The following is a 23,267-nucleotide window of genomic DNA, read 5'->3' as shown; positions in this document are numbered from 1 at the left end:
GTATTAATTAGCAAATCCGCGTGGATTGGCTTTGATCGTCACAAAATCTGCTGTCGAGTTATTGGTATCCATCAATACGCGACGGCCGTTGATGGTTTCTTTTGTTTTGCGTATCACCGAATTGGAAGAACGTGCACCCCCTGTTACCGCTACCCAACCGGCATCGCTTTGCGCCGTGAATTTTTTAGGATACGTCGTGGTGGTCGATGAAGATTGGATTTCTACTGCATCAATGATATTAGCAACGGGGATTTGTACAAACACGCCATCCGTACGTTCGCGACCATCCGCATAAGGTACATCATAGCTTTTCCAAGATGTTACCGGCCCCATATTTTGATCTCGGAAGATGATGTAACTATGCTGACCATTAGAACTTAAAATCAAATCAGTCGCATTGCCTGCTCTGCGATGCACGATGACATTCGGAACATTTGGATTATCCACATCAGAGGCAATCGGACGACCGCGATCTACATACGGTGTATAATATGCTTCAAAATCTGCCTGACTAAGATCTACCGTTAATTCCGGATCCTGAATAGAAATACCTACACCATCTGTACCTTGATACGGTTGTTTGTGGTTTACTGCCGTAGCAGCGATGACAATGCTTTGACCTGCACGAACTGGATACTGCTGACCCGTACCTGGCAATTGCAAAATAGTACGCGCATATACGTAATCAGCGTTGGCATTGATATCAGTCGGCATACCGAACGAACGTGACCAATCGTACTGACCACTACGCGCCTGATACGCATATGTCGTATTTGCGTTATTGGCTCCTTGCGCTTCTGCAATGTATAATTGATCTGCATACTGTATCTCTTCGGAGTTGTTATAGACCTCAATAAAGTGGTCGCGGAAATTGGCTCCTCTATTGGCATCAGAGCCAGCATAATAAATTTGCTTAATTACCAATGCGTTGTACGTTCCATTACGCAATTCAATGGAGAATGATTTCTCAGAATTTAAGTTAATATCTTGCGTCTCGATCACACTGCTGAAAAGCACGTCAAACTCTTCGCTCAAGCCTGAAGCGGCATTGAAATCACTAACCGGATACGTTTTAGTACCCTGAATACCATAGCGGCCTGGCGCTAGATTGGGTACACTCACGCGCCCTTGTGCATCTGTTTCGCCTTTGAAGACTTCTTTGCCAGAGATGTCAAACACCTGAATAGTGATGGCATCCAGTTTCAATTTATCGGAGTAATCGCTGCTACCATAAGCGGCACTAACATCAATACTAACGGATTGATTTTCGGGTGCTACATCTTTTTTACAAGCTACGACGCTGAACAAAGCGAAGCAGATTAAGACGAGTTGAATTGGGTGTTTCATTTGTTTTGGAATAATAATGTTTGTGTAATAAATAATGAGTTGGATAGCGACTATAGACGCAGTCGCAATTGCGCACCATAGGTAGGTTTACTGTTTGGAATAATCAACGTATTATCGGATCGTAGGTACTGTGGCCTATAATTGAATACATTGTATACATTAAAGGAAACGGTAAGCCGTTCGGTGATTTCCTTGGACAGATTTAAGTGAAAGTTGCTGTATAATCCTGGTTGATTCTGGTTGTTCAATAATTCTTGTGTCTGCAAAAGATGCTGATACGACGTATTCGTAGGATCAAACGTCGGAATCGCCACAAACTCGCCGCGCTCAGTATAATACCCAGTCGGAAAGCCATCGGTAGCTAGTGTTTTGGTTTTATTCAGAATATTGAATTCTGCCGTAAAATTTACGAGGAGCTTGGCCTTGGGAATATGTGTGCTGCTAGTCAAAGCAGCATTACTTACTTTAGTATTCCGAATACGAGCAGGATATACACCTGTAACGGCATAGAGAGGATCTGTGCCTGGATTGGTAAAATCACGCATCACCTGTAATGTCTGTGCATTGCTACTGGTGAATCCACCTCGAATATTAAAAACAGTTTGTATAGGCTCCCATTTTGGCGTGGAGAACAACAATTCTACACCACGATTTTTGGATTTATTGCCATTTACAAATTCATTGCGCGTGAGTCTATAATTCTCCTTACCGTCAATTACATAAGGCAATTCAGCATTCGGATTTGGATTAGACTTGTATAGATCTAATGCCGTGACCTCAAAACTTCGGAAAGTACCGATTCCATCATAACTGCTTTTGTCGAAAACATTCATCGCTAACCTAAATCCTTGGGCAGCATATACAACCGATAATTCTAGTTGTTGTGATTTAGTCGGTTTCAATGTATTATTTCGCGGCACGAATTTGTCCACGTGCAACAGGTAAAGGCTATTCGCTGCATCTACGGCACCCGTTTCGGTCACCGCGGTATACTGGAATAATGGAATCTCATAATATACTGGACCGGGGTACAATTGTGCTAATGCAGGTGCTTTGCTCGAGAAACCATAAGCCAAGCCGACACGCCATTTGGAGTTTAGCTCATAGCGCAAATTAGCACGTGGTGACACCGTAACAAATCGTTCGAAAAAATCCATACGCGCACCAGCCCGCACATGTAACGGTCGGTCTGCAAGATCTATTTGGAAAACATCTTCTGCATACAAGCCGATCTGCTGTTGAGCACGGATCTGGGTATAGTCATAGTATCTCGCGGAGCGATTGCCTGCCGTTGCAGCGGAAGCTAAGCTATTCGGACGAGAAGGATCGACGATCTGTCCTGCGCCATTGTTTTTTGAATAATTGTAATTGGCGCCAAACTGCACTTGATGGGCTACATCGCCTGTATAATACCGGCCAGTGAGATCTAATCGAGTCGTAAAATCGATTGGTTTACCTTCAATATGCGATACCGACGTGTAGGTACCTGGACCATAAACTCCTTGAGCTACGCCTACTTCGGTAGCATCAGAATAAATCACAAAAGTGCCATTCATCAACTGCTCTTTGTACGTATTTTGGTAAGATTGCCCATAGCGCATATTGAGGCCAATATTACTGATGAACCCGTGATCGATCCGGTAATTGGATCGATTGGCCACACTAAAATTGTAGGTACGAAAACGCACAAATGTTCCTGTAGGATCATCTGGATCTTGCAAGATATTATCCAAATTACGGTTGTAATCGAGTGTGAACGTATTTGTAAATGCACGCTCACGACCGCCAGCGATCGTCCACATGGCGTTACCACCCCAGCGATCATACGCTTTTAGCTTGTCGCGATTATCTTCAAACGAACGGGTGAAATTTGCCCCAAAAGAGAAGCCACCAAATTTTTTGGTTTGGAAACCTTTATTCATACCATATACCGTAGCATTGTCGCGTAGCTGCATTTGAAAATGAAGCGGTGAACTTCCTGCCATGCGGTTGATGATAATAGCGCCGTCTGTCAGGTCACCATAACGGGCAGAAGCCACACCGGCCACAATCTCCACACTCTCAATATTGTCGGTCGTAATTTGCCGAAGATCCAATCCACCGAAGGCGTAATCTCCAGAATAATTACCCGGGGAATTCGTACCTCCTTTGAGTCCCGATGCACTGCCAAACACATTAGCATTTTCCATGCCCGTCATACCCGCATTTCGGGTTTGCATATTGGCATTGTTAGACATGGCGATACCATCCATGATCAGGGCAACACCAAAGGCATTGTTTAAGGCAAAGGCATCACGCGAAGCCGCCGAAGTAGTCGCATAGTTGGCTGTACGCAAATTGGCTTGTTGAACACGCTGCAAGGAAGGTGCTTCGATTTTCTTTCCCGGCACAAGGTTCAATAAATCATTCAAACTCAGCGCACCAGATTGCAAAATCACTTCCCGATTGATGTAAATGGAGCTATTACTTTCTAAGCGTGAATCTGTCGTTGGCGCTACCGACACTTCTTCCAACCCCATACTTAATATCGGCAAGGTGACATCGGGCAATCGTTGTTCTCCAGGTGAAAGATCGACCTGCAGGCGTTGTTCCTGTCTACCTAAAAGCGAGATGGTTAATAGTTCATTCCGCGTTTTGGTTGCGGGATAATGAAAGCGAAACTCGCCATTTTCACCAGTGATAAAGCGTTGATCCATGGTCGGCAGATATACTGAAACCGATTGTAACGGCTCTCCTTGCTCATCAATTACGCGTCCTAGTAACAGACCTGTGCGCGATGGTTTCATCAAAATATGCTTCCCAGATACTTGCAGCTCCACCATGGCTGCTCTTTCGATTGCCTTCAACACCGTACTCAGGCTGCCATTTACCTCGAGCGAGATGCGTTTGTTGAGTGAAATACGTTGTTCATCGTACAGGAAAGTATAAGGCACCTGTGCTTCCACAAGCTTCACGACTTGCCGCAATGCCATCTTATCTGCTTTCACAGAGATATTTTGCTGTGCAATAAGCTGATTGGTGCACAAACATAGTATGCACAGTATTTTGTAAAAATGATTCATGTTAATTCTGCTGTACACGTACAGTATCATGTTGCAAAGTGAAGCGGTAATCGGTGGTATAGGTCAGATGATTTAATACATCTTCAAGGGATTCTTGATCTATCGTACCTGAGAATTGTATCTTGACAGGTATATTGGTTTGCCATTTTATGCCATACTTACGCGTAAGTTGACGCGTTACTTCCTCGTAGTCGGCATGTTCAAATACTAGTAGGCCATTGGACACCTGACGCTCTTGTGAGATATCAAATGATTCGACGTGTGCCGACTGGCTCACTTTATCCCACAGAAATGCTTGTCCGGGCGACAAGGTTTGTTGTTTCCCATGATGTTCGATGAGTACTTCCCCATTGAATAAAGCGACTTTAGTCTGGTTATCGGTATCATATGCTTGCATATTGAAAGAAGTTCCCAATACCCGGACAGCTACTTCTTCAGTATGAATGATAAATGGCTTTGCTGCATCGTGCGCTACCTCGAAAAAACCACCACCATCTAATTTTACTTCGCGTATACTATCTTGAAAAGCCGCAGGATAAGAAAAATTTGACCCCGGAAACAATTTGACAACAGTACCATCTGCCAGTGCTACGTGCATAATCTTTTTATCAGGCACCTGTTGATCGACCCATGCTATATTCGCAGCCGCTGTAGCAGCTATATTTCGCGTTTGCTTCCAAACTTGGTAAGTAATTCCGCCAATCAATAGCAGGCCTGCCGCAGCCATCCATGGTTTCCATAATCGGCGAATCCACAGTTTTATTTGCTTTTCCGACGCTACGACGTGGTTTAGCAACCGTGTTCTTTCAATCTGAAATTCTTCTTCAGTGGGTCGGTCCACCAATAACAATACCATTTGGCGTGCCTCTTCGACTACGTCAATATATTCAGGGTGTTGTTGCCACCAATTATCCCAATATGCGCTGTCTTCGGCGCTTTTCGATAGGCAATAATTCACAAAAGAGTGATCGGAAATCAGTTTTTCTACTGTAGGATCTACCATGTAATTGAGTTACTATATGGAGTAGTGGTTGAAGTACTGGATTTTTACCTATTTTTATTTAGAAAAAATCAAAATAATTGCGTGAAGAACAGCGATATCCCCGCGCATACGTTTTAAAGCTTCGTGAATCACATTGTACACCGTTCTGACCGAGGCATTATCTAGCTCGGCGATCTCTTCGTATGAACGCTCTTCGAAGAATCTCCATTGAATATACCTACGTTGTTTTTTGGTCAATTTGTCTAGCGCGCGTTGCAAGCGCTCGTGCATATCCATGACCTGCTCAATAGCAATTCGCTGTGCTTCGATCGATTCTTCGGCAGGTTCATGCAATAAATCTTCGATCTGGGTATGTGGCACTTCTACTTGGCGAATGATAATGCGCTTCAGCCAAGTAAATAAATAGAATTTCGGATCAACGGTGGTTTGAGGTAGGCGCTCATGTCGCTCCCACAATTCGCAAAACAATATATGAAGGCTTTCTTTTACTAATTCGCGATCCCGGCGGATCGTCATGCCGTAGTGAAACAAAGGCGCGTAGAATGTATCATAGAGCTTCAAGAAGCTCGAACGATCACCTTTAATTATGTTTAACCACGTATCTTTCATAGATGTGGCAGCAAATATATGTATTATTTATAATTATTCTAAATTAACTAATTAGTATTTAAAAGTTGAGGCCTTAAAAGTTATTTAGATTAAAAAGATGAATCTATTTGTCCATTTAGGAAGATAATATGCAGGAAAGTTCAGAGGTAATTGCGACTTAAATATACTCATTACAATAAAAACCTCAGCCAAAAGGTTCTTCTGGATTTATTAGCATCCTCAATAAAAGCTAAACCACCTCACCGTATTTGAAATACTACTACGGGTATAGCAATATCGGGAAGTTTAAAACTTTTAAGAAATTCGGGAGTGTGCTTAATCGCTATTACGAGTCGGAATTGGAAGTAGATAGCTTAAATGAAAAGGCATATAATTTATATAAGAAGGTTTGTTTTAAAGAAACCTTCTTATATAAATTATTACAAACAGGAGTATGCCTAGTCATCATCGGCAACCAAAATATCTTCGAGAGATATTGGTGCTTCTGAGAAGATTTTATATAGGCTAACAATATGTTATAAATCCATTATGACCCCTCCTACTTTTAATGAAACCAATTATCGATCTCGCATCGGAAAAATGACTCCAGGCCTTGGAGACTGATTGATCGATCAGTTTGCAATTTGGTATATTCAGTTAAGCGCTTAAAGAATTTGGCACCGTTATACCTTTTGATTGTTGTAAATTATCATTTGGTCGAAATAAGCGTAGCAAATGCTATTTCACACCATGCAAATGGCATTATAGCCTTTGTTTCGTGATACACCTTACTCTCGTAAATTTCAAATTATTGCGAATTAGAATTGATCCATGATCCCAAGCTCCTAAAGTACCGGGAGAAACAAAAAAGCCGTTTTTCGTGCAGAAAAACGACTTTTTTACTTGGTGCGCCCACCTGGGCTCGAACCACGGACCAAAAGATTATGAGGCTTTTTAGCAGCTCTTACTGATATGGCAAAAAATCTGCGTTTCTGACTTACAGAGGTAATTTATTGATAATTAATGAATTTTGAAAATATCAGGTTGGAACCTATTTGTAACTCATCCATTATTTAGCTATTCTTTCTAAGGTAATTACTTGTACCTAGGCTATATCAATGACACTACATCAAATTAATTTTGGTCTTGTTAGATCTTTTGTTTATTTTAAATTGTCAAACAATGTATTAAGTGTTAACCCTACTGTTTTTGTAAACAGTTATAATCGAAAACGACTCATTCTATTTTTCAACAAATCGAGAAAATATAGAATTTCCTGTCATTACATCCATTGGCTCTCTTTTACTCCATTCCCACATTTTGTTCCAAAGATGAATTCCGAATGTCTCTTTATCTAAACTTATTTTTTCTTCTGTAAAAATGCTTTCAAAGCTTGAGTAATCAAATGGACAAAATACCTCAGGAGATACGATATATGTAACTAAGTCCCTATCTATGATTTCGTTTTGCATATATTTCGCTCCAATTTCAGTCCATTTTATATCAACAGGATTTTTAGACCGTAAACAATCGTCGATACGAGAAAGAATTGACTTCGCCATATCATTGCCTTTCGGCATTTTTATTACGCAATTACAGATGTGCGTAATTTCATCATTCCCATTTTTTTCTATCTCTGTAGCAAAGACATAAGGCCAATCAACATGAAAATGCTTAATACAGAGCATATCGCTATCCACCCACCATCCACCAACTTCATAAAGTAATTTTATACGAAACCAATCAGAAAATGTAGCGTAAGAATTAAATAAATCTTTGAACACTAAATCCTCTGCCAAAATAACATCAGCATCCATCAATTTGACACCTATCGGCAAATTGGTAACTTCACCATATGAGTAAAGATGTACATCATGGCCATTGTCGAGAAATGATTGAAGACAAAATTTCTGGTGTTCGCCTAATTCGTTACTGATCCAAAGTGTTTGAACAATTATATTGTCATTCATAAGTACTGTATATTAATTAAATTGAATCATTACATTTTGGCAAAGGTTATTTACTTCTTGACAAAAGTTTAATACTTTAGAGATTTTGACAAGTTTATCCATATTCTTCTCATAATAGACATATCTTCTGTGATAATATCAGCATCTGCCATAATACCCGGTTTTAGTAAAATAATTGAATCTTGTTCAGTACGTTTGATTGCTATCTTGGAAAAAAAGACGCTATCTCGAATCGGGATATCACTAATGAACGAAACATTCCCATGTAGATAACCATATTCTTGATAAGGATAACTCCGTACTTTCATTAGGACCTGTTGACCAATTTTAATCTTTGACGAGTTTATCTGCGGAATGTAGACTTCACCATAATACTCATCAAGATTTGGATTGATGTAAAACAATTCTTCACCCGCTTTAACATATAGGTTTTCTTGCAGAAAACCTCCGTATACCACTATTCCAGCAATAGGTGCAGAAAGGACATGTTTACGTTTCCAAGTAGCTGCCTCACTAATAAAACTGTTGAAAGCTTGAGTAAATTTCTGCAGAGCTTCAAATACGTGATTGTTGATCTCTGCCAACTCTCTATCTTTACTTAATAGATTATTTTGAATCATGAGAAGATTATTCTCCATTTGCGGAATACTCTGACGCTTAGACAACAGCAATGTTTCCTTTTGTTGGAGCTCTTGCGGGCTCACAATCTTTTTCTCTGCCAGTTTTTTGTATCGTTCGTACTCTTCAGCTGCTATATCCAATTCTTTCTGTTGCAGTTCTAAAACCTGCTTAGATCGCTCATCCTGTTGTCTAATGATTTGAACTTCCTCTTGTATAGATCTTTTTCGTGTCGAAAAAATCCCCTTATCCGCAGCCGCTAGATAATTTAAATAAGCAATATAAAAAGATTGGTAGCTTCCCTGTAGCTCACCAAGCTGCAAGTCACTTGGAGGGATAATTTTTTCTAGATCAATAGATCCAGGATCGTTCTCTCTCATTGTATGCAAAGCCTTCAGTAAAGACAATACTTGTAAATGGTCAGCAGTACTTTCAATGAAAGCTATTTCCTGGCCTTGCTGAACTACTGCACCGTCGTCCACCAAAATATTTAACAAATTACCATCGATAGGATTTATAATTTTTTTTGGCGAAACGGTTGTTGTAAATTTCATATCGACTGTCACAATCTCAGGATAACGTATGAAAGCAGTCGCACCAACGAGCATTACTATGGTAATAAAAATAAAGGAAATACCACGTGATAGCAACCACGATGGAGTTTTAGAGATTATATCTTGAAGATCTTCTGAATGCAAATCTTCTTCTAAGATGTGTTGTGGTTTCATAAATACTAACTCCCCAATTCCAATTGATTTTTAACCAAATCGTAATAATATCCTTTTTGAGCGGCTAGCTCTATATGCGTCCCTTCTTCCACGATCATACCTCTGTCCAACACAATAATCTTATCTGCGTTTCGCACGGTACTGAGACGATGTGCCACTACTATCACAGTACGGTTACGAAAAAACTTATCTAACTTCTCGACAATCATTTTTTCGTTGTTGGCATCTAAAGCATTGGTAGCTTCGTCTAAAAAAATAAAACTTGGATCTTTATATATCGCGCGTGCTATCATGAGTCTTTGCTTTTGTCCTTGACTAATTCCTTTTCCTGCCGTACCGATCTTTGTAGATAATCCAAAAGGCTGATCCGCAATAAATTCAGTTAAGTTGGCAATCTCGATCGCACGCTCAATTTTAACTTCATTAACCAATTCATCGTTTACAGTGATGTTTCCTTCAATAGTGTCAGCAAAAACATGATTCTCTTGCAAAACACTTCCGCAACTATCCCTCCACAACTGATAGTCGATTTGTTCCAGTTTCTTTCCGCCAACTAAGATTTCACCTGATTCGTATTCATAAAAGCGTAACAATAGTTTCAATATAGTCGTTTTACCGCTACCACTAGCCCCTACTATCGCAGTTGTCTTACCCGCGGGAAATGTGAGATTGATTGCATTAAAAATAGGTTCGTTTCCAGCACCATAATAACGAAATGTTACATTACGAATCTCGATGGTCTTATCTTCCGAAAGTTTTTTTACGTAGTCCTTTTGAATATTCTCTTCTTCTGCTGTCTGATAAATCTCATTAAGTCTTTCCAAACTTATTTTGGCATCTTGATAAGACTGCATAAAGCCAAGTAATGATTCGACAGGACTAGATACCATGCCAACAATATATTGGATCGCCATCATCCCACCCAATGTCAGATCCCCATCAATTACTGCTTTCGCGGCAATATATGTGATAAAAATATTTTTGACTTGATTGATCGCCATAGAACCTAAGGACTGATATTGCGACAAAGACAAACTCTCTACCTTAAATTTAAACAATTTCGCTTGCAAACCTTCCCATACCCACCGTTTTTGCTTTTGTGCGTTATTTAATTTAATGTCTTTAACACTTTGTATCATCTCTACCATGTAAGTCTGGTTTTCTGATGCAATTTTAAAGCGACGGTGATCCAATTCTCGACGATACCGCATAAAAGCAAGTATCCAGATCGTGTACAGCGCAGTAGCAACGAAGAATACTAAGAAAATAGTTTTGTTATATACCAATAACAGCGTTCCGAATACGACCATGTTCAACAATGAGAACAAACTTGTCAAGGTATCTCCTGTTATAAAAGACTCCACACGCTGCTGATCATTCATTCGTTGCATAATGTCTCCATGCGTCTTTAAGTCAAAGAAATGCATCGGTAGCCGCATAATTTTGATCAGTAGATCGGTCAAAATAGATATATTTACCCTCGTTGTGATATGTAATAATATCCACGAACGAATAAAACTTACTGATGTTTGTCCAACGAATAGCATTAATTGGGCAATAAGAATAAGATTTATAAAATTGATATTCTTGGTATTGATGCCTATGTCAACTACTGACTGTGTTAAAAAAGGAGTAATCAGTTGAAGTACTGTGCCCAGTAGCATCCCTAGTATTAATTGAAGAAAAAGCTTCCTGTATTTATAGAAATAGCGAAAGATCTTTCTCCAACCCAGTTTAAGCTCAGACTCCTCATCATCCAGCTGATAAAAAGTCGGACCTGGGCTCAAAATAAGAGAAAGTCCAGCGTGTAGTTCTTTCGTAGAAAACCAATTATCAGCAAAGTCTTTTTCGTCATAAACCAACAGACCCGTTGCAGGGTCAGACACATAATACTTACCTTCACGAATCTTATATAACACCACAAAGTGATTTTGATTCCAATGAAGAATACATGGTAATTCTAATTCTCGTAACTGATGTAATGATAAACGAACACCTTGGGTACGAAACCCAATTTTTTCGGCCGCTTCGCTGATACCTAACAGATTTACACCATCTTTTGTGGTCTGGCATAACTTTCGAATTTTTTGAATCGAAACAAGCTGACCATAATATTTAAAGACTATGCGCAAACAGGTAGCGCCACAGTCCATCTGATCCTTTTGCTTATAATGAGGAAAGCGTTTTAGCATAAATTTAGAGAGATATAAGTAGATTTTCCAACAATATAGAACACAAGGCAACACATAAAAACTTAGTAGATATCAATTTATCACAGTCAAATCAGTCGTATCTTTATTATTTTTTATTGTTAGACGATTAAACATTTTCATCACTTCTAAAATTTTGCGCTCACTTAAGCCATAATTTGGGGAATTCTGTTTAATTGATAAAGCATCGTTTTTCGTCTCGGAGCACGCAAATTCCTTTCGGCCTGAAACGAATGGATAGATGATGTACTTATTAGCGGTTAGAGAAGATAATTTTTTATCGACCGAGTCATTATCATCAAAAGTTGAATCTAGAATAGTTTGAAATAAACTACTGTAGATTACAATAAATGACGAGTCTTGAAAAACACTAGTCCAAGAAAGATGATTACTGACCGGTATTATCTGTTGCGTAACCGCTGTACTACCTAAGATAATATCTGCTCCTAGAAAAGCACCTTGATATATCGACTCAAAAAGCGCCAGCTTGTTATATGCATCACAAAAAACATGGTCATCTTGGCAGATTAAGATCACATCTTCCTCTTGCTCAGACGCAATTTCTACAATATGTTGAAGAGCATTCCATAATTCAAATACTTCACTTTTTCGATTTTCGATCCTTATTACAGAGATATCAAATTCTTGTCTATAGTCAAACTGTTGTTGTATACTCGCCAATCGATCAGTATGGTGATCCGTATTAAGTACATAAGTCGATAATTGCATATCTTGTTCAACATCTACTGGACTATAAATAGTTATTGCCCTTTTCGTATGTGCTATTACGTCTTTGAGTGTTTCCCAGCGTTTTCTAGTATCCGAAAAAAGCACATCTACTCTGCCTTCGACATTATTCTTAGGTGTTACATCCGAATATCCAAAGTCATGTTGCACCGATAACATAGGTACTGCAACAAATATTTTGTCTGATAATTTACTTATCCACTGGTCTATAATATCTACTTCAGTAAATCGAGAGTTTAGTATTTTTTGATAAAAACGTTCGTAAATGATTAAGAATTGGGCCCCAGTAAAATTATCTATCCAGTACAAATCTTCTTCCGCAGGTAGTGCGCAATTAAACCAACTTACTCCGCCCGCGAACACATCTGCTTCGTATTTTTCTACACGTTCTAAATAACTCTTTAAAACATCAAATTGATATTCGTTACTAAACTTATGGTCATCTTCGCAGATCAACACTAGAGGAAATCTCTTTTTACGAGCACTTTCGATTATCGTACGTAATGACTTATATAAGCCAAAAGCAGGATTGCTATCTTGGATTGCTTTGAAAAAATTCACATTGAATTCTGGATGTTTGCAAAACTGGTTTTCTGCAAATTGTCTCCTTTCAGCGCGCTTTTCTAGGTTAATGATATAAGTTGGAATAGAAGTACTACTCATATGATTGAAAAATGATTAAAATCTCTAATCATCAGCGTGAAATGCATTATTGTTAAAACAAAGACAGTCAGCGAGGAATAACCTCACTGACTGATTAAAAAAATTACCCGTGCGTAGTGCAACCATTGCAATCAATAAGTGTGAAAATAATGCCGGACTGTCCGGGGTAAACTCGTTGACATAGCTCCTCGGGATTGCCAGTAGAATACCAACAAGAATAATTACCCGAATCTGTTCTACAGCCATAGCATTGACCACCACTACCACTACCGTTAGATCCGCCCAATACCGTTTTTAATTGATCTCTAGAAAGTTGTTCTACTTCCGTGACACCTAAACTCTTGAATGAAATTTTTTTCATTTTTTTTTTGAAATTTAATATGATTAAATTTGCATCCGCTCACACCGGATTACTTATTTGATACGCAATAAAGAGAGGGTTGTGAGCTCTCTTTGCCCGAGTACATTTCGAACTGGCTCGGGCATATTTTATAAGTCTAATAAAATATGCTTTAGTTCTGCTATCTGGTAGCTTTCTGGCAGTTCCTTCCCATTAATATAGATAGTGGGAGTAGCACGAATTTTCATCTCGTTGCACCACTGATACATTCTTTTTATTTTCTCTCCTTGTTGTCGTAATTCTTCATTCATAGGGTACTTGCTGGCAAAAATCTCATAGTTTTTCTCCTCTGCTAAGTACCAATCATCTAATGCTTTCTGAACGACACTCGCACCGAGCATCTCTTCGATCGCCAATAAATGCGAAACTGGCGCCGTTTTCCTATCAGAGTCTTCGCCACTTGCGGTAAATATAATTCTCACCTTGACGTTAGGATTATGCTGAATAATCTCCTCAAGTTCTGGATGTGCTTTGGCACAAGGACCACAATAAGGATTGCACACTTTTAATATTTCAAGCTTAGCATCAGGGTTTCCGACAACGATCCCTAAACCTTCTGCAGGGGTCATGATAGAGTCACTTTTCTGTAGTAGCCCATAGAAAATATCTGAGTTGTATCGCATTTTTTTCCACTTGCGCTCATAGTCCTTACTATCCTTTGCTTTTTTTAGGAGAGGTATCATAAAGTAACCTGCAATAAGAAACGAAATACTTAGCATTGCTGTCAAACTAGTCAAATACCAATTCCATTGAGGCGTGATATCACTAGAAAGATAAGCAAGAGAAGCAATGGCATTGATTAACAAAACAACCTGTACAGTAAGACATAGCGGACACCATTGCTTAATAATACGCCCTTGAAAGTAGATAGAATACAGAATATATGGTGATGCTACCAAAGAGATTGTCGACCACAAATTGATTTGGGAGTGAAAACCAGGATATAAAAACTGTGTAAGATAGAAGGAGGCAAAATATGCAAAGCCCCACACCGACCAGCTGATACCTAAAAAATTGGATGAATTAGAGTTTAATACAGCATGACAATTCACATTACGACCATTACCACCACAGACTTCTTTTAGAAATGGATTGTGAGAATCAATCTCGTACCATATGAGAAGAATTGATGCTATAAGCCCAACAGATGAACCAAGAATAAATAAAAAAGAAGTCCAAAGTAATATTGCTGATTCCGCACTGAACCATAATTGGATACTTGCTAACAAGATCGGTACTACGAAAAGAAGATAAGGTAGTTTATTGAGTAAATTATCTCTCCATTCACCCTGCTTGTTTACGATATAGTTTACCTCATCTTTCACATGCTCTCCATCTAAAAGTAAAATGACTTCCTTATCAATATTTTCAAACTGCTGCACATCAACTTTCAGGTTTCTGCCTTTTATCGGGTCAAGGTACGTGATACTTTTTTCGTCAGCATCGCTAACTACGGTAAACATGGCGCTAGGCCAATTGTCTTGCTGGATCGAACAAACAAAAGGTGTCTCAAAATCAGCGTAATTAAAACGTCCTTTTCTAATGGCTTCACTTTGGATACCATACTGCGACAATACGTCTTTTACGGTAAGAAGCGATGGAAATTCAACATGTTGAGTTAAAGATTTGTCAATACCCTTATCTGTAAATTTCACTTTAAAAAACTCCAATACTGATTCCAAAACGACATTAGAATCATGTTTTTTATTGCTAAGTAGCTTGAGATTACTAAACATATATTAGGTTAACGAGTAGATGTTTGGTTCGTATCAAACTTATAAAAACCAAATTAATTATGCAATTAATAAGAATATTAATTTTATTATTACATTTAAAAAATCTACCATAATTTACCAAACATAAAAAATTTAATTACTCACATTATAAACACAAACACCTTATTTTATTTCACATCAAACTAAGTGGCCACATTAAAATATCAATAAAATTAAATATTTATAAAAAACTCAATTAAAAACAGTTGCAATGAATAAAAAAATTTAAAAATCATCTAATTATTAAAAAATAACAATATACTCGAATAATTTAACACTCTGAACTCACCACATCAGACAAAAATTAAAATGATAAAGCATGTCCTTAAATTTTCAATTATTCACAATTACACTAATTTTAAAACATCATTAACAATACTATTATCAATATTATTTTCCCAACAAAGATCATACTCTCAACATAGAATTGATTTGACTACAGCTCTATCGATACTTGATCGAAGAAATATAGATATTCAAAATCTTAAACATCAAACTACATTAGCCCGGCAAGAGGTAAAAGATGCAAAGAACGCCTTACTACCCAAGCTAAATTTAGGATTAAGTCATAATTACAACTTCGGTTTAGCCTTTGACCAGATCGCTGGTCAACTTATAACTGGAAACAGATGGACGAATTTTGCCAACGCCAATATTGGTACTCAAGTTGTTATATTTAAAGGTTTTGAACTACAAAACCAAATCAGAAATGCAGTTCTAAATTTGGAATCAAACTATTTAGAACTAAAATCTTTAAATAGATCATCAAAACTGCAACTACTTCAAATCTATTTTACAGCCATCACCAACAGAGCCCTTTTAGAATCTGGCCTTAATCAATTAGATTTTTCTAAGGAACAATTGCAACTACAAAGAGAACAATTTGAAATGGGCGTAAAAACACTAGTAGATGTATCATTAGCTGAAAGTCAAGTTGCTACAAATGAGCTTAATGCATTAACTAGTAAAAACAATTACATCAACTCGTTAATTGACCTAAAACAGCTGCTTAACATTTCCTATACAGATAGTATTGAGCTTGAAATTCCAGAAAACAGCATAGAAAATCTTTATATTACAGACACGTCAAACTCAAATGAATCCCTAGCACAAAACCCACTGATTGCGATAGCAAACATTAACCTAACAAAAGCTGAGTTAGTGCAAAAAATCGCCAAGAACAGGTACATGCCAACAATATCTTTTTCAGGAGGATACGGAACCAATTACTCTTCTGAAAGAGTTGATTTTCAAACAGGAAACTTTATGCCATTTCTTAATCAAGTGAATCAAAATAGATCACTCAATTTAGGGCTATCGCTATCGGTTCCTATTTTTGATGGTTTTCAAGTCCGCAGTGCAAAAAACAAGGCTGATATCAATATTTTGATACAAAAAAATGAGATAGAGAAGGTCAAGATGGAACAAGAGAAGATTTTCCAAAAGTCTTTGCAAGAATACCATCGATCAATTCAAGAATATAATGTTTCTAAAAAGCAACTTAAAAGTCTAAAAACCTCGCTTGACGCTTTGTCTGAACGATATGAATTGGGCTTGGCTTCGCCTGTAGACTTTTCAAAAGCATTATTGGATCATAATTTAAGTGAATTTAAGGTGATAACTTCTAAATACAATGCGATGTACTACAATGAAATTATTAAGGTGTTAAATAGTAGTAGTTAAGAATTATATAAATTTAGATAATACCATGAGATACAAAAAAAGTCATTTTCAATGTAGAAAAACGACTTTTTAGATTTGTACACCCATTTGGGATCGAACCAAAAACCAAGAGATTTTAAGTCTTTCGAGTGCTAAGAATTGAAATAGCCCTAACAACCAATAATGAAGTATTTACAAGATATAAAGGGACTTAACCGATTATTTACTGTAACCTATTTGTAACCGTTTTACGTGAAGTTCAACAAAACCTGCATGAATCAAAAGATGAATACAGGCTTCATCACCTATAATTACAAACTCTGAATGAAAAACTATGTAAATCACACCGATCGGAGAACTCCGATTAGTGCAGGGTACAAGCTCCTAAAGTACCCTGAGAAACAAAAAAAGCCGTTTTCCTTACAGAAAAACGACTTTTTTACTTTGTGCGCCCACCTGGGCTCGAACCAGGGACCAAAAGATTATGAGTCTTCTACTCTAACCGACTGAGCTATAGGCGCGGTTAATTTATTGTCAGAAATGGCGTGTGCTGCGCTGTTTTGACGATGCAATTATCGATATTTGTAGCGACAAATCAAAATCTTCTCATGCAAAATATCAAAAATATCGTACTAGATTACGGCAACGTAATCTTCTCTATTGACTTTCAACGTGCGCAACAAGCTTTTAGCCAATTGGGTGTACAAAATGTAGAAGATGTATTTGCACATAAACAGCAAAACGAAATTTTTGATCAGTTTGACAAAGGATTGATCAGTCCGGCACAGTTTCGGGAAGGTATTCGAAAAATAGCTAACGCACCGCATCTTTCCGATGCGGATATCGATCAAGCCTGGAATGCGTTATTAATTGGTGTCCCTGCCGGTAAACACGAAGTGCTCACGCAACTTAAAAGCAAATACCGCCTATTCCTACTCAGCAACAATAACGAGATCCATTATGCTTATTGTATGCAGCACATTCAAGAGAAGTATGGAGTAGAGAGTAATACCGTGTTTTTTGAAAAAACGTATTACTCCCACGAAATGGGGATGCGAAAGCCGGATCGTGACATCTTTGACTATGTCTTACATGATGCACAGATCAATCCAGAAGAGACACTATTTATTGATGACAGCCCACAGCATTTGGCCACCGCCAAATCACTCCGAATACATACCGCCCTATGTACTACAGAAGAACCTCTGGAAAAAATAGTGGCCGATTGGCAGTTATAAACGGGATATTTTATTTTTGAGAATAATGCTTTAATTTGTCTTCGAATAAAGCTATCTTTGCACACCAAGAATTCCACGACGAAAGGAGGTATATAAAAAGCTATGATTATTGTAAATGTAAAAGAAGGAGAATCGTTAGATAGAGCATTGAAGCGTTTCAAGAAGAAATTCGAGAAAACAGGCGTTTTGAGAGAGTTACGTTCACGTCAGGCTTACGAGAAAAAATCTATTACTCGTCGTACCCAAGTGAAGAAAGCGATCTATAAAGAATCCTTACAGTTAGACAACGCGTAAGTAACGTATTCTTACAAAATAAAACAATAAGGCGCCCCCAAAAAGGTCGCCTTATTGTTTTATTAAGGCTACTGCTTCAGCATACGCTCCATCTTATCAAAGTCTTCCGAAACCGAATCATCGGGCTTAAATGTAGCCAACGAAACAACAAAATTGACCAACAAACCTGCGAAAAATCCTGGAATAATCTCATAAAGATCCTTATAATTATGCGGGATATAAACCCATAATAGCACAACGATACCGCCAGTCAACATCCCACTTAATGCACCCCAACGCGTAGATTTTCGCCATAATAGCGCCAATAAAACAACAGGCCCAAAAGCAGCGCCAAAGCCTGCCCATGCATTTCCAACCAAATTTAGAATACTATCTTTTGGATTTAATGAAAGTAGAATCGCTATAATCGCTACCAATAAAACAGACAGCCGGCTCACGATCAGCATACGTGCTGGAGATGCTTCTTTGTGCAACAGCGCTTTGTAAATATCTTCTGTCATCGAACTCGCCGTCACCAATAACTGCGACGAAATCGTACTCATGACGGCCGCCAAAATTGCTGAAAGCAAAAATCCACCAATCAATGGATGGAACATAATGCGCGACAAATAAATAAAGATCGTTTCTGCCATCTCTTTGGAACCATCAAACTGCATCATCAGCGTACTATCACTCTTAGTCAGATAGGCAATTCCAAATAGACCTACCGCCATTGCCCCGCCCACGGTAAAGATCATCCAACTGATGCCAATATGTCGCGCTTTCTTGATATCACTTACTTTATCAATCGCCATAAAGCGCACCAGAATATGCGGTTGCCCGAAGTAGCCAAAGCCCCAAGCAAGCAAAGAAACAATTCCTACCGTAGTGGTTCCTTTGAAAAGATCCAGATAATCTGGATTTTTCTCTCTAATTACGGCAAACGTCTCACCCAGCCCACCAAGTTCCATAATCATGACAATCGGTAATATCACTAATGCTAAAACCATAATTGCCCCCTGCACAAAATCCGTAAGACTCACCGCCAAAAAACCTCCCATAAAGGTGTAAATCACCACCACAACAGAAGTAAATACTAATCCTGTAGTATAATCCATATTAAAGGCTGATTCGAACAGACGGCCGCCAGAAACCATACCTGCTGAGGTATACAGCGTAAAAAAGATCAAAATTAATACGCTGGCAGCAATCTTCAATAATTGAGATTTATCTTTAAAGCGGTTTTCAAAGAAGACGGGTATCGTGATCGCGTTATTGGCTACCTCTGTGTAAGCTCGCAAACGCGGGGCTACCAAGATATAATTCATATAGGCACCAAAGGTCAAACCGATCGCAATCCAGGACGCGGATAAACCGGACAGATACATCGCTCCCGGCAAGCCCATCAACAGCCAGCCGCTCATGTCGGCCGCACCAGCAGACAAAGCGGTGACAGCTGCACCAAGATTGCGCCCGCCGAGTAAGAATTCCTCCGTATTGGCGGTAGATTTTTTATAAGAATAAAAGCCTATCAGGAGCATTAATACCATATAGAGGCCAATGGATATACCTTCGTAAACATGCATAATTGTCAGATTAATAAGTGTATGAAGGTAACAAAAAGGACAAGTACAAACAAAAAAAATCATAAAAGAAAAAAGCATCAGATATATTCCGATGCTTTTTTCTTTTATGATAATTACCCAACTATGGGTGGATTAAATTTACTCTGCGTGAAGCCAAGCCTTTTTCGCTAACAATTCTTCCTCAGATTCTACAATATCTTCATCTTCAACACAACAGTCTACCGGACAAACCGCTGCACACTGTGGCTCATCGTGAAAGCCTACACATTCCGTACATTTGTCCGACACGATATAATAAACCTCATCTGAAACTGCATCCTGAGACTCGTTTGCATCTAAAGTAACCCCATCACCAAAATCAATCACTCCTTCTAAAGCAGTACCTTCAGAAAACTTCCAGGTCACACCTGCATCGTAGATCGCATTGTTAGGGCATTCAGGCTCACAAGCTCCACAGTTGATACATTCGTCTGTTATTTTAATTGCCATTTATAACCTCTCAATAATTATTTTAAACTAGTTTTGCACTTCAAAGTTAAACAATCCGTTAAGAATATCTATAAGTATTATAGATTATTCCTTTCCGAGTTGTATATACTCGCAAAGATAGAGCAAAATTCGGTGAGATTTGTTCTAAATAATTTAAACAAAACAGCATTTTGACAAAGAATCAACGAATAGCAGCATTTACCAAATTGGGGGATTATCTCAGAAAAGATGATTCAGATATAGCAAGCTTATTACTAAGTACTGAAATAAAAAATCCTTGGTACACCGCTGAAAATGTAAATCGGCAGCTTCGTGCCATTACACAAAACCTCACCGAAAGCAAATTAGAAAGTTGGACAGCACAAATCCCTCAAAAACTTTCCGATAAAACGGTCGCGCTGGTATTGGCAGGAAATATTCCTTTGGTTGGCTTTCATGATATATTAAGCGTTTTGATTAGTGGTTTCCGTGTACAAATAAAGCCTTCCTCGGACGATGCAGGGTTGACTGTATGGTTATTACAGCAATTAATCCAAATAGAACCATTATTTGCAGACAAAATCGAGATTGTTGAACGATTGGGCATGCACGATCTGATCATAGCTACAGGAAGTAACAACTCAGCCCGTTATTTCGAGTACTATTTCGGAAAGAAACCGCATATTATTCGAAAAAACAGAAATTCTGTCGCTATACTCCAAGGCAACGAATCTTCAGATCAGTTACTACAACTTGGTCACGACATCTTTGATTACTTTGGATTAGGTTGCCGTTCGGTATCAAAAATATACATCCCCGAGCATTATGATATTTCCGCATTTTATGAAGGTATTGCCACATTTCATCCGATCGGGCAGCATCATAAGTATGCCAACAACTATGACTACAATAAATCGATTTTCTTAATTAACGGAGATATACACTTTGACAATGGTTTTCTACTGCTTAAAGAAGATACCCAATGGGCTTCTCCCCTAGCCGTGGTACATTTCGAGCGCTACACGTCATTGACTGACGTGGCTGCGGATATCCATGCGGCACAGGATCACATCCAATGTGTAGTTTCCAGCTCAAGTATCTCCCTAAACGTTCCCGTCTTCGCATTTGGAGAAAGTCAGTGTCCGGCATTGGATGATTATGCCGATGGTATCGATATTTTAGCTTTCTTGGAGAAACATAGATAGATCAGAACTACGTTGAGATTCGTCAAAAGAATTGTTAATTTTCAGGCCAATTCCGGCGCTTATCGTGAAAAAACTATACATTTGATAATTGAACTTTACATTTGACAACTAAAGTTTGTATTTGACCGTTGAGATGTATTTAATAAAAGTAAAAGGTGTAGCAAAAATTCCAGATTACGTACAATTACGTGATGAGGCCTTTACCCTATTGGCTTATTTTCGTGTCGATAGACCAGATAAATCCCTAGACAAAATAGGTTTAGGCGACAAAATGGACTACATCATGGGCATCGCTCAAGAAATTCCTTTCGGTCAGATCGTCAAACTTGATTTATAATTTTTTATGACAGAACATTCCGTTATCAGACTCAAAAATATCGATATCTATCAGCAGAAGCACCTCGTACTGGCTAATGTGAATCTTAGTATTCAATCGGGTGAATTTATCTATTTGATCGGCCAGTCCGGATCCGGAAAAAGTAGTCTTTTGAAAATTATCTACGGAGACCTGTACATCGCTACTGGAGAAGGTATGATCGCAGGGTTTGATTTAAAAAAACTGCATGACAACGAAGTGCCCTATTTACGTCGTAAGCTCGGTATTGTTTTTCAAGATTTTCATTTGCTGAATGATCGTACTGTAGAAAAAAACCTAGAGTTTGCTTTAAAAGCTACGGGCTGGAAGGATCGCGGGCTGATCGAAAATCGGATGGTTGACGTATTAGAGAAAGTAGGTCTTCGTTCCAAATTGAAAAAAATGCCACACGAACTATCCGGCGGTGAGCAGCAGCGAGTGGTGATTGCACGTGCTTTGCTCAATGACCCCGAGATCATCCTTGCTGATGAGCCTACCGGAAACTTGGATCCCGCTACCTCCGAAGAGATCATTCTATTGCTGCGCGACATTGCTTCGTCTGGTACAGCGGTACTAATGGCTACGCATGATTATCAAATCATCCGCAATATGCCGTCTCGTATTCTGCGCACCGCAGATGGCGCACTGCACGACAATGTCACGATCTAAGACCGTCAATAACTGACACAATTACACAAAGCAGACAAATTGTTTGTTCATACCATTGAAAACTGACAGGCTGTCGGCGAATCTGGTATTGGCAAAAAAATTGAACATCCTTGGGGACAACTAGGGATTGTTTTATAGTATAGCGTAATGGTAAACGAACACGAACATAATCAAGAAGAAGAGAGTTTGGAGCAAGATAACCTTGTTTCCAATGAGGAAAACAGTGAGCAAGAGGCGACAGAAGCTGTCGAGGATTCGGATGTCGCTGTAAAATTAGAGGAAGCACAGGACAAATATGCACGCCTGCTTGCTGAATTTGAGAATTACAAAAAAAGAACCTCTCGCGAGAAGATAGAAATTATTCAATCTGCCGGAAAAGAAGTAATTGGAAAACTTTTACCTGTGCTGGATGATATGGATCGCGCCATTATTTCGATGGCGGCAGCGCAAGATGTAGCTACCGTGAAAGAAGGGGTTGAGTTAGTCAATACTAAGTTTAGAAAATTGATGGAGCAACAAGGTCTGAAAGAAATGGACGTAGTTGGCCAGGCATTCGATTCGGAATTTCAGGAAGCTATTACGGCAATCCCCGCTCCTACAGACGACATGAAAAACAAAGTGATCGATGTAGTGGAGAAAGGGTATATATTGAATGATAAAGTAATCCGATTTGCCAAAGTGGTGATTGGTCAATAGAAAA

19 protein-coding genes and 1 tRNA gene are annotated in these 23,267 nt (G+C 38.7%); 7 read left to right on the top strand and 13 right to left on the bottom strand.

The window, feature by feature from the left end; translation table 11 throughout:
* Nucleotides 1-3: 3 nt before the first annotated feature.
* The 10 genes from M8998_RS01520 to M8998_RS01475 form a co-directional block, all read right to left on the bottom strand.
* Nucleotides 4-1,347, bottom strand: a complete 1,344-nt coding sequence (locus M8998_RS01520) for a DUF4876 domain-containing protein (protein ID WP_249990223.1) — start codon at nucleotides 1,345-1,347, stop codon at nucleotides 4-6.
* 50 nt (nucleotides 1,348-1,397) lie between these two features.
* Nucleotides 1,398-4,409, bottom strand: a complete 3,012-nt coding sequence (locus M8998_RS01515) for a TonB-dependent receptor (RefSeq protein ID WP_249990222.1) — start codon at nucleotides 4,407-4,409, stop codon at nucleotides 1,398-1,400.
* Between the two features lies 1 nt (nucleotide 4,410).
* Nucleotides 4,411-5,412, bottom strand: a complete 1,002-nt coding sequence (locus M8998_RS01510; protein ID WP_249990221.1) for a FecR family protein — start codon at nucleotides 5,410-5,412, stop codon at nucleotides 4,411-4,413.
* Between the two features lie 54 nt (nucleotides 5,413-5,466).
* A complete protein-coding gene (locus M8998_RS01505) occupies nucleotides 5,467-6,021 on the bottom strand; it encodes an RNA polymerase sigma factor (protein WP_249990219.1) in 555 nt (184 codons plus the stop codon).
* A gap of 1,220 nt (nucleotides 6,022-7,241) precedes the next feature.
* A complete protein-coding gene (locus M8998_RS01500; RefSeq protein WP_249990218.1) occupies nucleotides 7,242-7,970 on the bottom strand; it encodes a capsular polysaccharide synthesis protein in 729 nt (242 codons plus the stop codon).
* Between the two features lie 68 nt (nucleotides 7,971-8,038).
* On the bottom strand, nucleotides 8,039-9,316 hold the full coding sequence (locus tag M8998_RS01495; RefSeq protein WP_249990217.1) for an HlyD family secretion protein: 1,278 nt from the start codon (nucleotides 9,314-9,316) through the stop codon (nucleotides 8,039-8,041).
* A 5-nt stretch (nucleotides 9,317-9,321) separates the two neighbouring features.
* On the bottom strand, nucleotides 9,322-11,508 hold the full coding sequence (locus tag M8998_RS01490) for a peptidase domain-containing ABC transporter (protein ID WP_249990216.1): 2,187 nt from the start codon (nucleotides 11,506-11,508) through the stop codon (nucleotides 9,322-9,324).
* A gap of 72 nt (nucleotides 11,509-11,580) precedes the next feature.
* Nucleotides 11,581-12,936, bottom strand: a complete 1,356-nt coding sequence (locus M8998_RS01485; protein ID WP_249990215.1) for a glycosyltransferase family 25 protein — start codon at nucleotides 12,934-12,936, stop codon at nucleotides 11,581-11,583.
* Between the two features lie 103 nt (nucleotides 12,937-13,039).
* Nucleotides 13,040-13,297 carry a hypothetical protein gene (locus M8998_RS01480; protein ID WP_249990213.1) on the bottom strand — a complete coding sequence of 86 codons (258 nt, stop codon included), beginning with the start codon at nucleotides 13,295-13,297 and terminating at the stop codon, nucleotides 13,040-13,042.
* 128 nt (nucleotides 13,298-13,425) lie between these two features.
* Complete coding sequence (locus M8998_RS01475) at nucleotides 13,426-15,072, bottom strand: vitamin K epoxide reductase family protein (protein ID WP_249990212.1); 1,647 nt, start codon at nucleotides 15,070-15,072, stop codon at nucleotides 13,426-13,428.
* 471 nt (nucleotides 15,073-15,543) lie between these two features.
* Between M8998_RS01475 and M8998_RS01470 the strand changes: the two genes are divergently transcribed.
* Nucleotides 15,544-16,794: a TolC family protein gene (locus tag M8998_RS01470; RefSeq protein ID WP_249990211.1), complete on the top strand. Its 1,251-nt coding sequence runs from the start codon at nucleotides 15,544-15,546 to the stop codon at nucleotides 16,792-16,794.
* A 426-nt stretch (nucleotides 16,795-17,220) separates the two neighbouring features.
* Here M8998_RS01470 and M8998_RS01465 read toward each other — a convergent pair.
* A tRNA-Ile gene (locus M8998_RS01465) sits at nucleotides 17,221-17,294 on the bottom strand.
* A gap of 87 nt (nucleotides 17,295-17,381) precedes the next feature.
* On the opposite strand from M8998_RS01465, the gene M8998_RS01460 reads away from it, so the two are divergent.
* Both M8998_RS01460 and rpsU read left to right on the top strand, forming a co-directional pair.
* The gene (locus tag M8998_RS01460; RefSeq protein ID WP_249990210.1) at nucleotides 17,382-18,011 is read left to right on the top strand and encodes an HAD family hydrolase; all 630 of its coding nucleotides are present in this window, start codon (nucleotides 17,382-17,384) and stop codon (nucleotides 18,009-18,011) included.
* A gap of 102 nt (nucleotides 18,012-18,113) precedes the next feature.
* On the top strand, nucleotides 18,114-18,305 hold the full coding sequence (gene rpsU / locus M8998_RS01455; RefSeq protein WP_066753982.1) for a 30S ribosomal protein S21: 192 nt from the start codon (nucleotides 18,114-18,116) through the stop codon (nucleotides 18,303-18,305).
* A gap of 68 nt (nucleotides 18,306-18,373) precedes the next feature.
* On the opposite strand, the gene putP is transcribed toward rpsU, so the two are convergent.
* A complete protein-coding gene (gene putP, locus M8998_RS01450; protein WP_249990209.1) occupies nucleotides 18,374-19,870 on the bottom strand; it encodes a sodium/proline symporter PutP in 1,497 nt (498 codons plus the stop codon).
* 138 nt (nucleotides 19,871-20,008) lie between these two features.
* Nucleotides 20,009-20,359: a 4Fe-4S dicluster domain-containing protein gene (locus tag M8998_RS01445; protein WP_116774787.1), complete on the bottom strand. Its 351-nt coding sequence runs from the start codon at nucleotides 20,357-20,359 to the stop codon at nucleotides 20,009-20,011.
* 170 nt (nucleotides 20,360-20,529) lie between these two features.
* Here M8998_RS01445 and M8998_RS01440 point away from each other — a divergent pair, with 170 nt between their 5' ends.
* The 4 genes from M8998_RS01440 to M8998_RS01425 all read left to right on the top strand — a co-directional run bounded on the left by M8998_RS01440 (nucleotide 20,530) and on the right by M8998_RS01425 (nucleotide 23,263).
* Complete coding sequence (locus tag M8998_RS01440) at nucleotides 20,530-21,543, top strand: acyl-CoA reductase (protein ID WP_249990208.1); 1,014 nt, start codon at nucleotides 20,530-20,532, stop codon at nucleotides 21,541-21,543.
* A gap of 133 nt (nucleotides 21,544-21,676) precedes the next feature.
* Nucleotides 21,677-21,880 carry a fructose-6-phosphate aldolase gene (locus M8998_RS01435; RefSeq protein WP_249990206.1) on the top strand — a complete coding sequence of 68 codons (204 nt, stop codon included), beginning with the start codon at nucleotides 21,677-21,679 and terminating at the stop codon, nucleotides 21,878-21,880.
* A gap of 6 nt (nucleotides 21,881-21,886) precedes the next feature.
* Nucleotides 21,887-22,567, top strand: coding sequence for a cell division ATP-binding protein FtsE (locus tag M8998_RS01430; RefSeq protein WP_249990205.1), 681 nt, complete (start codon nucleotides 21,887-21,889; stop codon nucleotides 22,565-22,567).
* A 147-nt stretch (nucleotides 22,568-22,714) separates the two neighbouring features.
* Nucleotides 22,715-23,263 carry a nucleotide exchange factor GrpE gene (locus tag M8998_RS01425; protein ID WP_249990203.1) on the top strand — a complete coding sequence of 183 codons (549 nt, stop codon included), beginning with the start codon at nucleotides 22,715-22,717 and terminating at the stop codon, nucleotides 23,261-23,263.
* The last annotated feature ends 4 nt before the right edge of the window (nucleotides 23,264-23,267 follow it).

The sequence above is a fragment of the Sphingobacterium sp. lm-10 genome (assembly GCF_023554555.1).
Taxonomy (GTDB): Bacteria; Bacteroidota; Bacteroidia; order Sphingobacteriales; family Sphingobacteriaceae; genus Sphingobacterium.
Note: the sequence above shows the minus strand (reverse complement) of the source record. Positions and strands in the feature narration are given on the sequence as shown.

Coding starts and splice junctions, on each gene's coding strand:
- M8998_RS01520 (WP_249990223.1), bottom strand. CDS start 1,347: ATGAAACACCCAATTCAACTCGTCTTAATCTGCTTCGCTTTGTTCAGC.
- M8998_RS01515 (WP_249990222.1), bottom strand. CDS start 4,409: ATGAATCATTTTTACAAAATACTGTGCATACTATGTTTGTGCACCAAT.
- M8998_RS01510 (WP_249990221.1), bottom strand. CDS start 5,412: ATGGTAGATCCTACAGTAGAAAAACTGATTTCCGATCACTCTTTTGTG.
- M8998_RS01505 (WP_249990219.1), bottom strand. CDS start 6,021: ATGAAAGATACGTGGTTAAACATAATTAAAGGTGATCGTTCGAGCTTC.
- M8998_RS01500 (WP_249990218.1), bottom strand. CDS start 7,970: ATGAATGACAATATAATTGTTCAAACACTTTGGATCAGTAACGAATTA.
- M8998_RS01495 (WP_249990217.1), bottom strand. CDS start 9,316: ATGAAACCACAACACATCTTAGAAGAAGATTTGCATTCAGAAGATCTT.
- M8998_RS01490 (WP_249990216.1), bottom strand. CDS start 11,508: ATGCTAAAACGCTTTCCTCATTATAAGCAAAAGGATCAGATGGACTGT.
- M8998_RS01485 (WP_249990215.1), bottom strand. CDS start 12,936: ATGAGTAGTACTTCTATTCCAACTTATATCATTAACCTAGAAAAGCGC.
- M8998_RS01480 (WP_249990213.1), bottom strand. CDS start 13,297: ATGAAAAAAATTTCATTCAAGAGTTTAGGTGTCACGGAAGTAGAACAA.
- M8998_RS01475 (WP_249990212.1), bottom strand. CDS start 15,072: ATGTTTAGTAATCTCAAGCTACTTAGCAATAAAAAACATGATTCTAAT.
- M8998_RS01460 (WP_249990210.1), top strand. CDS start 17,382: ATGCAAAATATCAAAAATATCGTACTAGATTACGGCAACGTAATCTTC.
- rpsU (WP_066753982.1), top strand. CDS start 18,114: ATGATTATTGTAAATGTAAAAGAAGGAGAATCGTTAGATAGAGCATTG.
- putP (WP_249990209.1), bottom strand. CDS start 19,870: ATGCATGTTTACGAAGGTATATCCATTGGCCTCTATATGGTATTAATG.
- M8998_RS01445 (WP_116774787.1), bottom strand. CDS start 20,359: ATGGCAATTAAAATAACAGACGAATGTATCAACTGTGGAGCTTGTGAG.
- M8998_RS01435 (WP_249990206.1), top strand. CDS start 21,677: ATGTATTTAATAAAAGTAAAAGGTGTAGCAAAAATTCCAGATTACGTA.
- M8998_RS01430 (WP_249990205.1), top strand. CDS start 21,887: ATGACAGAACATTCCGTTATCAGACTCAAAAATATCGATATCTATCAG.
- M8998_RS01425 (WP_249990203.1), top strand. CDS start 22,715: ATGGTAAACGAACACGAACATAATCAAGAAGAAGAGAGTTTGGAGCAA.